This is a genomic window from Planctomicrobium stercoris (genome assembly GCF_051465655.1).
GTDB lineage: Bacteria > Planctomycetota > Planctomycetia > Planctomycetales > Planctomycetaceae > Planctomicrobium.
Map to the genome: position 1 here is coordinate 3,832,302 of NZ_CP195791.1, position 13,741 is coordinate 3,846,042.

Below are 13,741 nucleotides of genomic sequence, written 5' to 3' on the forward strand. Positions count from 1 at the left end.
GGATGAGGTCACTCAACTCCCTATCGATCTTTCGGCAATGGCCAGATGACTAATGACCATTGACAAATGACAAATACCAACCCTCTCCCTAATGACTCTGCGGATCCGCTTTCTTCCCTTTCCCGACCGGTGGTTCCCACTGGGGCCAGTAGTCGCTGTCGTGATTCGGATCGGAGTACTCGTACGGTCCCCGGTAGCAGATCGGAGGAATGTCGAAGTTGCCGTGTCCTGGAGGAGACGGGGCTGACCATTCCAGTCCGTTGGCATGCCATGGATTGCGGCTGGCGAGTTCTCCGTAGAACCAGCTGAGGACGAAATTGCCGATCAGGATGAACTGGGCAAAGCCCATGATGCAGGCGCAGATCGTCATGAACTGATTCATCGGCAGGAGATGCTCCAGGTACGGATGCAGGTACGGGTCGGCGTAGCGACGCGGCATCCCGGCGATCCCCAGCAGGTGCATCGGAAAGAATGTTCCGTTGAAGCCAATGAACGTCAGGATGAAGTGGGCCTTCCCCCAGCTTTCATTCATCATGCGGCCGAACATCTTCGGATACCAGAACACGATCGCTGCAAAGACCCCGAACAACGTCGCACCGAACAACACGTAGTGGAAGTGGGCGACGATGAAGTAAGTGTCGTGGATGTAGATGTCGACGGGGACGGCTGCCATGAAGATGCCGGAGAGTCCGCCGACGATGAACAGCGACACGAAGGCGATGCAGTTCAGGAAGACCACGTTCCAGACCGGACGCCCTCCCCAGATCGTTCCCAGCCAGTTGAACACTTTCACCGCTGAAGGGAGTGCGATCATCACGGTGGAGACCATGAAGGTCATCCCCAGCGCGGGATTCATCCCCGAGGTGAACATGTGATGGCCCCAGACGATGAAGCCCAGCCCGGCAATGGCTGCCAGCGAGTAAACCATCGGCTTGTAACCGAAAATCGGCTTGCGGCACATGCACGCCAGCATGTCCGACACCATGCCCATCGCAGGAAGGAGCATGATGTACACGGCGGGATGCGAGTAGAACCAGAACAGATGCTGCCAGAGCAGCGGCTGTCCACCACCGACCGTCGGATCGGCATTGTTCACCACCAGACCTGCCGGGATAAAGAAGCAGGTTCCGAAGGTTCGGTCAGCCACGAGCATGAAGCCAGCAGCGGTCAGCACGGGCAGGGCGAATGCCTGCAGGATGGCGGTGATGAACATCGACCAGATGGTCAGCGGCATGCGGAACAGGGTCATCCCCGGGGCACGCATGTTGATGATCGTCGTCATGTAGTTGACAGATCCCATCATGGAGGAGACCCCCACGAAGGTCACTGCCATCAGCCACCAGAACTGAGCTGCTTCCGAGCCGGGAGCAGCCTGATGCAAGGCCGAAAGGACAGGGTAGGAGGTCCAGCCTTCCGCGGCTCCCGCGTTCATCCCGCCCCGAACGCCGGTCATCTCTCCCCCCAGCCCCAGGGCCAGTGCGAAGAAGAAAATCGACGGCCACATGAACCAGTAGCTGAGGGCGTTGAGCAGGGGAAACGCCATGTCGTCCGCGCCGATCATCAGCGGGATCAGGAAGTTTCCGAATGCTCCGGCCAGCACGGGAATAATCACCAGGAAGATCATCACGGTGGCATGCATCGTGAAGAGCATGGTGTAGAACTCAGGGGTGATCTGTCCCCCCATGGCGATGTTCTTGGCGATCAGCTGTCCGAAGATGGGCATCTGTTCCCATGGAAATGCGAGCTGCCAGCGAACACCGAGCGCGAGGGCTCCCCCGACCATCAGCATCACCAGAGTGGTCAGCAGGAACTGAATCCCGATCACTTTGTGATCTGTGGAAAACTTATAGACCTGCTTGAGCAGCGCCAGCCGATCTTCCCCATGGGCGGGATGATGGCCGTGGGCACCGGCTTCATGTGTGACTGCGATCGAACTCACGGTAAAACCTTTATGGCATAAATACGAAATTCAGTTTCCGAAATCCGAATCATCCTCGCGATTCGAGTCAGGAATCTTCGCTGCCTTTATTCCTCATCCTCGGCCGACTTCGCCTGAACGCCATCGTAATTCTGCTGTCGATGAAGTTCGCGCAGGTACTCCAGGAAGCCGGCATCGGAGTCGGCCACGAACCGGGCCTTCATCTTGTAATGTCCCCAGCCGCACAGCTCCGCGCACAGCAGCGGATAACTTCGCTCCTGATCTGCTTCGAACCAGATCGGAATGGATAACCCCGGCACGGCATCCTGCTTGACTCGCAGGTCCGGCAGGAAGAAGGAATGCTGTACGTCCTGAGTTTTCAGATTGATCATTACCGGCGCGGACGCCGGCAGGTGCAGATCGTTCACGGCATAAAGATCGGTCGGCTGCGGGTCCTGCATCAGCGGGAGGAGATTTCCATCCGCATCGAACCCGGGGTATCGGATCCGCCATTCGAACTGCCGGGCGGTCACTTCCGCCAGAGCGACACTGTCGCGGGGCGTCCGCTTCTGATGCAGCCGGGCGAGGACCGCTTCCATTTCTTTCCTGGGGAAGGCATCTTTCACCCGGTATTCCGCCCAGACATTCAGCTGATACAGGGCAATGAACAGCAGCACCAGAGCCGGAACCGTACTCCAGATCACTTCCAGTTCGTGGCTCCCGTGCGAGAACCAGGCCTTCTGAGTGACATCGGGATCGGTACGGCGAGCCCCGGTGAAGAGCACATACGCCAGCCCGATCTGTGTTCCCACGAACGTGATCGTGGTGATCACAAGGATCATGTAGAACAGGTCGTCAATCCGGCGCCCCAGGGGGCTGGCTGCCTCGCCCGGAAACCACCAGCCCATCGCGGGAGCAATTGCGCAGACGAAGATCGCCAGGATCGGCCAGAACGCAAAAAACAGACACCAGAACCACTTCACGTCAATCACCTTGAAGGAGGAGTTAGGAAATAGGAGTTAGTAGTTAGCAAGATGCTGCTACGTCCTGTTTCCTGGATCTAAATCCTAATTCCTGATTCCTATCCCCTAATTTGTCGCCACTTCTTCGGCTGCAGCGGGCTGCTCTTCGGCCTTCTTCATTCCCGCCCCAGCTTCTTCAGTTTCGAATGGGACGCTGTAAATGAAGTTCACAATGTCCCAGATATCCTGATCTTTCAACTTGGCTCCGAACGCGGGCATTGGGGTCCCTTTGATCCCGGCATGCACGCGGTCATACAGGTCGATGGGACGTCGACCGCCGCGATAGATCCCGGTGTGCAGGTTTCGCGGAGCGATCGGCTGACCCCAGGCGTCATACAGACCCGGCTCGGCGTTTTCCTTGCCTGTTTCCAGATCCTTCGTGATGGAGTAGGTCTGCGGGCCGTCGCCATATCCCGCATCGCCGTGGCAGGCGACGCAGTTCAGATCCTTGGACAGGTACAGCTCGCGGCCATGAGCAATCGAACGGGCATCATACGCCACGCGGTTTTCCTGCGGGGTGATGATGGCCGACGGCTCCTGAGCTGCGATCCACCGGGAGGTCATCAGCTCGACCATGCTGGCCAGCTCGGCGGGAATTTCTTCCGGATCGTTCACTCCGTCAATGAATTCCTGACGGATGCTTGCAGTGGTTTCAAAGCCTTCTTCGCCCGCCTTCTTCTTCTCCAGTCCCGCTTTGACCCGTTCAGCGACCGACTCTTTCGAGTAGTCCTCAGCGAGGAAGCGGACCAGCTGGTATTCGGTCTCGCCCCGCATGGAAAGCCAGAGAATGTATTCGACAATCGACTCACTCTCATCGGGAGTCAACAGTTTGAAGGAGGGCATGTAGGTCCCCGGGATGCCGTCGGCTATCGTCCGTGCCAGGTCGGCGCGGCTGGCTCGTTCTGAAGCCAGTGTCGAAGTGAATTTGAAGATCCCCTTGCGGTAGTCGCGCGGCAGCGGATTCAGGTATTCGGCGGTGGGGCCGTTGCCGTCGCCGCTGACACCGTGACAATGCTGGCAATGCACGGCATACAGGTGACGCCCCCGCACCAGCACCTGACCCGGGCCGACGATGACCTGTGTCCCCGGTTCCGGCTGGGTCTTCATTTCGCTTTGCAGCGTGGCGGTATGAGTCTTTTCATCCCAGCTGTAGATCCAGGCGCTGGGCTGACCTTTGAGCGGGCCGCTGTTCCAGAGGATTTCGGTTCCCGGGGTGATTTCCTGATGCGGTTCAGAGAGTTCCAGCACCAGCTGTCGAGGATTGGAACTGGTGACAGTTCCGGTCGAAAGATTCGACTTCACGGGCAGCCGGTCCCAGACGACCATTTCCGTCGGCGTGCCGAAGTGCGTTTTCAGGACGGTGCTGACGTAATCCTGGGCATATGGTTCGAGCGTGTAGTACTCCGCGCGATGGGAGAACTCCAGCTTTCCGCAGCCGGAAAGGAACGTCAGCAATGCAAGAATTGGAAAGAAGGTTCTCACCTGAAAACCTCGACCTCGTAAGTGACAGCACCCAGAGGATGCATGGATGGCAAATGGATAGAACACAAGTCTCTTCATTGTTTCGCATCAGATGCGGGCTCGGCGGTCGCATCCCCTTTGACAGGAGTGTCCTCGGCTGCTTCCCGGGACACCTCTGCCCGCCCGGATTTATTCATCCTGATCTGCAAGGCACTGGCGGGGAGAACCACGGTCTGCTTCTGATCAGGAGCAGGGGTGCAACCGATCATTCCCAGCAGACAGGCTGCTGTGAGGCAGGAAATTCGAAATGTCGTCGGCTGCAGGTTCATGCCAGTCTCTTCACATCTCACGACTTGACGTTTGCGATCTCGGACTATTGCGCACTGAGCGCGGAGGCGTTGACTTCGAAGTTCTTCTCGACAACACCATCCGCCGGGACGTCGACGATCAGTTTTCCTTCGATCTTTCCGGCTTTCTCGTGCCAGATGACGAATTCCATCGGCCCGGCCGGGACGCCGGTGATCTCGAAGGTTCCATCATCTTTGGTGATCGCAGCCCAGGGATGATTTAGAGCAAGCTGATACGCCTGCATCCAACCGTGGAAGTCACAGGCCATCGGGATGGGGCCACGTTCAGGCCGCTGATAGGACGTCTCCACTCCGACCGTATCCCCGCCGGGGATTGTGGAATTGAAACTCATGGCCACGCCGGTCAGCTTCACATTGTGAGCAACCGGGTCGGTGTTGATCATTTTGAGCGGCTGTCCCACTCGAATCAGCGAAACATGGGGAACAAACTTGCAGCCTTTCTGGTCGATCAGAACAGGCTCGGTTGGAGCGTCGGGGATGTCGACATTCGGAACCTTGTTCAGATAGACGAAGACGTTCGCGAGTCCGCCGTCCGCGCCCACGATGACCGATTCATTTGGAACGGGCGCGATAGAACAGACGGAGTCTTTGACCTGCTGCCCCTGCGCCACCAGGGGCGGGAAGTCCGGGGCGGTTCCGGTGACCTTGATCCGCCCTTTGAATGTGCCAAATTTGTCGATCTTCGCTGAGGTCGATCCCGCGGACGCCGTCGTTGCTTCTTCCGCTGTCGCTTCCGTCAGCAGAGTCACGCTTACATGGCTGAGCGCGCCTCCCCCCAGGGCTTCGCGGCGGGGTGAATCGCTGCATCCCGACACGACCAGCAGAGTGCAACCGGCCAGGCAGGCGAGCGATATTCGAAGTGTCATTGGAGTCTTCAAGATGCACCTCCCTGAGCGACAGGGGCGGGATCGGGTTGGGTGGATGTCGTCGAGTTGGGAGCCGCTCCCGCCTCAGCTGGAGGCTCGGTCTCCGGCGTCCCCTCTGCGGGAGCCCCTTCAGCAGGTGTCTCCGGCGGATTGTAAGTGGTTGGCCCCACAGTTTCGATCAGGTGGGTGTAATTGAACAACGCATCGACAGTGGCTGCTTCCTGACGGGAATTTTCTCCGTCAAACAGTTCCGCCATCGCCGACTTTCCTCCAGGCGGAAAGTTCTGCGGCATCGAAGTATACGGCAGAATCCACTTCGGATTGTGAATCCAGATCTTGGCGTAATCGGGACGGAGTCTGCGTTCCACCCGCTGCAGGTTAGGCCCCCGTTTCACCTGTGACGGATCGGTTTCCGTCACGATGTTCCCGCCGACAGAATGGCACTTGCGGCAAAGGGGACCATTGAGCACCAGCCAGGATGCGTCCAGATAGTTCTTCGGCTCGGAATGCGGGAACTCCTTCAGGTACTCAGCCTGGGCTTCCCGCTGGTATTCCGGCTGGCGTTCGGGAATGAGCTGATACGGGTAAGCAGCCCCGTCGACCGCTGCGAAGTAATTCGCCAAGGCCTGGGCTTCTTCATCGCTCATGTTGAACTTAGGCATCCGCAGCACAGTCGTGAACCGCAGCTGCTCGGGGTTCTTCAGGAACTGATACAACCAGGGAGTCTGGACCTTGTCCCCTTCCTTGTAGAGAGGAGGAGGAGCGGCCTGCCAGGCTTCGTTGATGTCTTTGACTCCGCGTTCTTTGCCGGGCAGACGTGGAATGAGCCACTTGGCGAGATCTCCCCCTCGGCCATGTCCCTGAGACTGGATCTGCGACGCCACGACGGGAATCGGTTGTCCCGGCATCAGGGTCTTGTCGTCACCGATGTTCACTGCGTCCCAGAGAACAAAGGAATACAGCTGATCTTCCGGGTCGTCTTCCGGATCCGGGAACTGCTGCGGGTATCCGGTCGCCCGCATGATCGGTTCTCCCGAGGCGAGCTTGTGTCCGGTCAGACCGTTCTCGGGCGGCTTCATTTTCTTGAAGAGATCGAAGAGTCGCTGTTCCCCTTCTGCGAGTGGCGGCGCGACCAGATCATCCGGCTCGATTCCGAATTCCCAGACCGGGATCTCCAGCATATGGCAGCCGGCACAGTTGTATTTCTCAATCAGCCGTTCCCCTTCGATCTTCGCTCCCGCTGCCCCATCGGGCATGTACATGTACTGCGGAGAGGGTGGATCGGCGACGAGTCCCAGCACGAATGTCGAGACTGCTTCAATGTCTTCCGAATTGAAGGGGAACTTCGGCATGCGCAGCCGTTCGTCCCAGCCTTTGGTTTCGGTCTTCATGTAGTCGTAGCTGCGAGGCTCCCGCAGCTTCTGCCAGAGGAATCCGGCGCGGCCGTGACTGATGACGCTTTCGTAGAGATAGGCTTCATCCAGCTCCTGTTCGGAAACGCCCTTATTTCCGGCCTCAGCATTTTTCACGGCTCGTTCCAGGCGAGCGGCTGTGCTGCCGCCGTCCGGTTCACCGTGATGATGAAGGAATTCGTGAATGTGCTCGAACGCCAGTTTAGAGGTGTCTTTGCGGCCCCAGTCCTGCAGAGCTGTTCCGATGGGGCGGGCGGATTCGAAGTCCGGAATGTCGTGACATCCGTAGCAGCCGTAACGCGACACCGTGCGACGACCGATGTACAGCATCTTGCGTCGTTCCCACTCTTCCGGCGTGACCTGTTCGTCCAGGCTTGTCGGGACGAGTTCGATTTCATCTCCCTTGATGAAGTCGGCCGGGGATTTCCCATCAGCGTACATGTCCGGCGAGACCGGGTAACGGCGGTCGTTGAAGACATTCTCCATGCGGGTCTTCGTCAGGTTCTTCGACAGGTACAGCCGCACCAGATCGTCCAGCGGGGTGCTGACTTGCATCTGGAACGTCATCTTCTGGCCGTTGCGAACGACAGCGAGCTGGACAACATCACCGGTCTTCGACTGATTCAAAATCTCCTGGAACTGCTCCGGAGAACTGATCGCCTGACCGTTGACGGCGGTAATCTGATCGCCAGGTTCGATCGGGTTGGTGATCCAGTTCTCGCCGGACTTGCTCTCGGCACGGTCGGTCGGGCTGCCCGGCATCGTGTCGGAAACCAGCACCCCTCCGAAGTCGGCTTTGCGAATCCCCAGCTTCAGGGCCTTCGCTTCGGTGTAATTCGGATCGAGAGTGACACCCAGGTAGGGCTTCGATTCCGCCAGTGCCGGGAATTCCGTCGCCCGGGGCCCCTGCAGCAGGTAGGCCGCGATATCGGCGGCGGGGTCGATGGTAACGTCCCCTTCCTGATACGGATCGAGGAACAGATCCGGCATCTTGGTCCGCCGATGATACAGGGTCGGTTCTTTCACCCAGGAGTACAGCCAGTTGAATCCCGCCTCACCGGGCAGCAGTTTCTCGGCGATTCGAGAAAGGTCAGGACCGAAGTCGGCGTGAATGTCTTTGAACTCTTCGCCGGACTTGCTGTGACAGGCCAGACAGCCACGCTTGCTGAAGAGGTCCAGACCACGTTCTGCATTGGGCTCGTAGCCTTCCGTGGGAGCGGTCAGCTCAATCGGCTCGGACTTCGCGATCAGGAATTTTGAAATGGCAGCCAGTTCGATCGGCTGCAGCAGCTTGGCCATGTCGTCGTGCTGGTTGCTCAGACCGAAGAACTGCGGCATGCGTGTGCTGGGACGGAAGCGTTTCGGCTCGGCGGTCCAGTAGGCGATGAACTCAGGTGTCACCTTCTCTTTGATGTGACGCAGCGACGGTCCGACTTTTCGCATCAGCCCGGCGATCTGATTGGGATCTTCCGCGTACTTGGCGAACTCCTCCGGAGTCTGCGGTTCGAGACGCATGTCTGGACCGATCGGGCTGGTCCCGTCGTACCCATTGATTTCATGGCAGCCGAAGCATCCGTAATCCCGGATCAGGCTGTAACCTTTAAAGAGCTTGGGAGCCGACTCTCCGAACTTGTCGTTGACGCCCAGTTCGACCACTTTGGGATGGCATTTCAGACAGCTCGATTCGATGAACTGCTTCGGGAACATCGGGTATTCCCAGAAGTGATTCTTGTGCCAGTGGTGTTCTTCTTCCCACTTTGCAGCGACCGCCGGGTTGTTGGCAGTGTGCTCAGCGGACTGAAACGCCGTCCCTGAGCCATCGCCGTCGTGGCAGATCGTGCAGCCGAAGTTGTTGACCGGATGCGGGCTCGTCGCGGTGAGGTACAGGTCCGGGTTGGGATGCGAGCAGAACGGCTCGGCGTATTCACCGGCCGGGTAGTTCGCCACATTTCCCGCACCGAAGTCGGAGATGTTCACATGGCAGGTCCGGCAGCGGTCGACCCGGGAGACCCGCGTCATTCCGAGCGTCTGCTTCAGATCGGCAGCCCAGTCGTATTGAATCTTCAGGTGCGGGTTGAAGCCGTTGATGATCGGCAGTTCTTTGAACTTCCGTTTCCAGGCAGCAAAGGCGCTCTGCGGGCGCAGCAGTTCTTTCTGTTCTTCCAGCGCGTTCCTGTCGGCTTGCGCCCTAGCAAGCTCGGCATTGGCGTTGTCCATGTCCGCGCGAAGAGCTGTCAGCTCGCTTTTCACCGCGTTGAACTCAGTGACTTTCTGCTCGGATTCGAGAGCCTTTTCTTTGGCTTCCTCTTCTTTGGATTTGTAGGTCTCGTGGAAGATCGCCAGCTTCTCCGGAGCCACCTGATCGCGGACAGCGATGTCGTAATCCGCACGGGCCTTATCGCGGTAGGCATTGGCTGCTTTAGAATCGCGGGCGAAGATCTGCTTCTGGCCTTCGAGTTCGCTCAGGCGGCGTTCGAGTTCCGCAATCTCCGCTTTCCGGGCGTCGATCAGGGCCTGAGCTTCCAAGACCTTCTTCTCAGCTGCAGCGACCTGAGCCTGCTGGTCGCCGTCATCCAGTTTCGCGAGCGCCTTGTCGATCTTCTGGACGCGCAGATTCTCAGCCTCGGCCTGGTACACCCGCCACGACCGGGACTCGTCCTTGTACATCATCAGCAGAGTGGTCCCCAGCAGCACAATCGCACTGAATGCGAAGATCTTGTGCACACGGGGAAGGCTGCGCCAATACTCGTCTGTTGCTGGCATGAATACGGAGGAGTTAGGAGTTAGGAATTAGGGTTCAGGAGGGGGAACCAGGGTTCAGGGCGACATTTCATTCTTGATTTGCCTAAATCCTAATTCCTATCTCCTACTTCCTAGATATTAAAAAACCATTCCGGGATCGCGACGATGTACTTCAACGTGAAGAGCCAGCGGAGCACCATTTTCAGCGGCAGCGCCGCCATGAACAGCACCAGATTCGCCAGCACCATGTAACGAATGAAACCCATCCGGATGAAAAACGATCTGAAGACCGTCACTGCCATCAGCGGCGGAAGGACAAACAAGTAAACCGCCACCGCGAGCAGCCCCAGCCATTCCCGCTTGAGAATGACGAAGACCTGCGTTGCCAGACTGTCGCCATTGATGGGTCGGGGCAGCGGCATCTTCATCTGATCCAGCCAGAACCAGTCGGACAGGTTCACATTGTTCAGCACTTCCAGCTTGTGAACGTCCCAGTATTCATACAGTCCGAACATGTTCCAGTTCGGACCACGGATGAACGTTCCCAGCACGATCATCGCCACCCAGAGAGGCAGAAAACCGAACAGAAAGGTGATGACAGCAAACTTCCGCTGGTTGAACGTGTAGTAGCCGTTTCCGAAGCGGTTGAAGTCGATGTAGGGAATCGCCATCAGGCCGACGAGAATCACGCTGGGGAGCACCACCCCGGCCATCCAGGGGTCGAAGTAGACCAGCATTTCCTGAAGACCCAGGAAGTACCAGGGAGCCTTGGAAGGGTTGGGGGTCTTCACCGCGCTGGCAGGTTCTTCGAGCGGAGCAGGCAGGGCCACTCCCCAGAGGATGAGAAACGCCGAGACCAGCACCATGCAGATCATCTCGGAGTACACCAGATCGGGCCAGACGAGAACCTGCTCGCTCTGCCCTTTTTCGGTAACCGGGAGACCCTCTGCGATTCTCCTGTCGTTCTCATTGGCTTTGTAGAAATACAGCCATGTGAAGAATCCCACAAGATACAGCATCCCCACGATGGGGACGTTGTCCGGCTTACCGACAATCTGCCGGAAGTCGAAGTCGGTCATGCTGAGGGCCAGAAAGATGACGCTCAGGTTGAACAGGATCCAGGCGACGGTCGGCTGCACCCACCATCGTCGCAGCCAGATCATCGCAAAGAACACCGCCATGGAAAGCACGAAGTAGCTCACGGGATTGGCGATGATGCCGTCGACAAAGTTCTTGAAGACCACCGGAAGCCGGATCAAGAATGTGTCCGGATCGCTGCGGAAGGTAAGATGCGTTGCGGCCAGCAGAAGCAGTAACGCTGCGTAGACCGACCAGATCACCGCACGGGGAACATGTTCCATTCCCGCGAAACGATGAAAATGCCCATCCCGTTTGTAGCTGCGAACCGTCCAGCCGACGTTCAGAAAGAACATCAGCAGGTAGAGCCAGCCAAGCCCCTGGATCACTCCGATGGTCAGGTCGGGATGAGGATTCATAATACCTGTCTGATGCGATGGATATCTTGTCGACGATTGGAAATCGGCCCAAATGAAAATCTGGGTTGAAGGTTGATGCGTTTAAGGTTGAATTTCAAAAGTGTCATTTTCAACCTTCGACCTTAAACCTTCGACCGACTTACGAAACCTGGATTCAAGGACACTACCCGCAACTTCCTACAACGGCTGACTGATGCCGCCGTCTTTGCGGACCCGCCAGAAGTGAATGGCGATCAGCAACGAAACCACGATGGGAATGGCGACGCAGTGCAGAATGTAAAACCGGTTCAGAGTTTCTTCACCCACGGTGCGGGCTCCCAGCAGCAGGAAACGGGCATCGCTGGCGTTGGTGATCAGGTCGTACCCCCCGACGTTCAGGAGCTGGAATCCGGGACCTTCATGCCCCAGCACCGGTGTGGCGCGGGCCATGTTTGAACCCACGGTGATTGCCCAGATCGCCAGCTGGTCCCACGGAAGGAGATAGCCGGTGAACGAAAGCAGCAGGGTCAGCACCAGAAGCAAGACCCCAATCACCCAGTTGAATTCCCGTGGAGGCTTGTAGCTTCCAGTCAGGAAGACGCGGTACATGTGCAGCCACACGGTGATCACCATCGCGTGAGCCCCCCAGCGGTGGATTTCACGCATGATGCCCAGCGTATTCACGTCGCGGAGAGCCCGGATGTCCGTAAACGCCCACTCGAGAGTCGGGCGGTAGTAGAACATCAGAAGCACGCCGGTGAGTGTTTCGGCCAGAAACAGGAAGAAGGTGATTCCCCCCATGCACCAGGTATAGGAAAGGGCGATCCCCCCTTTTTGTGCCGAAACCGGGTGAAGATGCAGGAAGAAGTTCGTGAGCACGACCACAGCACGGTTGCGGCGGTCATAGGGGGCAGGATGTCGAAAGACGCTCCGCCAGAGCTGGGACTTGCGAATATATTCCGAAACCGACATCGCGCTGCCTTGCCCGGTGTTGTGAAACTGAAGAATGAGAAACAGAAGCAGTTGAATCAGACGCGGTCAGGAGTTCTGGTAGTAGGACTTGGTATCGCTCCACTGGCCCAGTTCTTCCTGAAACTTCAGGCTCTTGTCCACTTCCAGCATGCCGTCTTCGGACCGCCGCAGTCCCACTCGTTCCAGGGGACGGGGAGCAGGCCCTTCAAAGTTGATTCCGGTGATGTAAAACCCTGAACCGTGACAGGGACATTTGAACTTCTGTTCCCCTTCCAGCCAGTTGGGGGTACATCCCAGATGAGTGCAGATCGAGAGCAGGCCGTAGATCAGGTCCCGACCGTCGTATTGAGTGGAGTGAACAATCCACACCCCGCGGCTCGCCTTGTATTTCTCAGAGACCGTTCCCGGAGGGAAGTCGGAAGGTGGTCCCACTTTGAACTTCGAGGGAAGTTCGAGAACCATATTCGGCATCATGAAGCGGGCAATGCCCAGTCCCCAGGCGCCGGCCACGGCTGACATAGCAACCCAGGCAATCACAAAGGGGGACAGTGCGATCGCCGACAACGTCTGCAAGGCAGAGCGGCGACTGACCGGTTCCGGCTTCGCAGGGAGTTTTGGCTTGGCTGCGACTGGCGACTTCGCTGCGGCGGCTGGTTTGCCTTCATTGGCAGCTTTGACAGCAGCCACCATCTCTTTAAGGGCAGGGCGATCCCCTGCAGGTGCTGCGGGGACGGCAGATGCGGCGGGAGCCGGTTCACTTGAAGAGGTCGCAGCTGGTGCGGCCGCTGCGGCTTTGCCCGCGCGGGCTGCAGCCAGAATATCAGCGGTGCTTTTCGGTTTATCCCCTGCGGGTGCGGCAGGCGCCTTGGCGGCTCGTGCAGCAGCGAGAATGTCGGCAGTGCTTTTCGGTTTCTCAGCAGCAGGAGGAGTGCTGCCCGCTTTCGCAGCACGTGCGGCGGCCAGAATGTCGGCGGTTGACTTGGGGGCTGCCGGCTTTGGAGGTGAAACCTCTGCAGCAGGCGGAGTTTCTGTAGGGGGCGCGGCTTCGGATGCGGGGGGAGATGCCCCCTCGGCAGCAGCGGCTGCGGCATCCGCTTTCTTCTTGCGTGCCAGTGCCAGGATTTCTTCGGTCGTGAGTTTCTTTGGTTCCGCCATGATCCAGCAGCACTTTACGAACGAACGGAACCCCCGAAATGACGTCTTGGGGGCGGTATTGACCGTAGGATCATGGCGACTGCCCGATGGTGAGGCAAGTTCCACGCGCAAGTAACATTTGATTTCTCAGTTTCTGGAAGCCGGGGACCAGTTTGCGTTCAGAAATTCTCTCGCCTGCGACTCACAGACTCGCATCAACACCACCCTCATTTCGAGAATTGAGCAACTGTGTGCTCCCTCAAATTTTCGAAAATCCTCGGAATGCCTGTAACCTTTTGAGACCATTGTGGAGAACTATGTGGACGTGCATCTGCTCGCCTTGAAATGACCAACCGCAGCAACGGGATACC

9 protein-coding genes are annotated in these 13,741 nt (G+C 58.0%); all 9 read right to left on the minus strand.

The features are described from left to right. Positions 1-88: 88 nt before the first annotated feature. Positions 89-1,930: a cytochrome c oxidase subunit I gene (locus SH661x_RS15555; protein WP_437231211.1), complete on the minus strand. Its 1,842-nt coding sequence runs from the start codon at positions 1,928-1,930 to the stop codon at positions 89-91. Positions 1,931-2,025: 95 nt separating this feature from the next. Beyond that, positions 2,026-2,901: a cytochrome c oxidase subunit II gene (locus SH661x_RS15560; protein WP_437223187.1), complete on the minus strand. Its 876-nt coding sequence runs from the start codon at positions 2,899-2,901 to the stop codon at positions 2,026-2,028. Positions 2,902-3,006: 105 nt separating this feature from the next. Beyond that, the gene (locus SH661x_RS15565) at positions 3,007-4,422 is read right to left on the minus strand and encodes a cytochrome c (protein ID WP_437223190.1); all 1,416 of its coding nucleotides are present in this window, start codon (positions 4,420-4,422) and stop codon (positions 3,007-3,009) included. A 74-nt stretch (positions 4,423-4,496) separates the two neighbouring features. Continuing rightward, the gene (locus tag SH661x_RS15570; RefSeq protein WP_437223193.1) at positions 4,497-4,730 is read right to left on the minus strand and encodes a hypothetical protein; all 234 of its coding nucleotides are present in this window, start codon (positions 4,728-4,730) and stop codon (positions 4,497-4,499) included. Between the two features lie 44 nt (positions 4,731-4,774). Beyond that, positions 4,775-5,635, minus strand: coding sequence for a hypothetical protein (locus SH661x_RS15575; RefSeq protein WP_437223195.1), 861 nt, complete (start codon positions 5,633-5,635; stop codon positions 4,775-4,777). Positions 5,636-5,643: 8 nt separating this feature from the next. Next, a complete protein-coding gene (locus SH661x_RS15580; protein WP_437223198.1) occupies positions 5,644-9,810 on the minus strand; it encodes a c-type cytochrome in 4,167 nt (1,388 codons plus the stop codon). A 110-nt stretch (positions 9,811-9,920) separates the two neighbouring features. After that, a complete protein-coding gene (locus SH661x_RS15585; RefSeq protein ID WP_437223200.1) occupies positions 9,921-11,285 on the minus strand; it encodes a hypothetical protein in 1,365 nt (454 codons plus the stop codon). Positions 11,286-11,462: 177 nt separating this feature from the next. Then, positions 11,463-12,236, minus strand: coding sequence for a cytochrome b N-terminal domain-containing protein (locus SH661x_RS15590; RefSeq protein ID WP_437223202.1), 774 nt, complete (start codon positions 12,234-12,236; stop codon positions 11,463-11,465). Between the two features lie 66 nt (positions 12,237-12,302). Then, positions 12,303-13,391 carry a ubiquinol-cytochrome c reductase iron-sulfur subunit gene (locus tag SH661x_RS15595; protein WP_437223204.1) on the minus strand — a complete coding sequence of 363 codons (1,089 nt, stop codon included), beginning with the start codon at positions 13,389-13,391 and terminating at the stop codon, positions 12,303-12,305. Positions 13,392-13,741 lie beyond the last annotated feature (350 nt).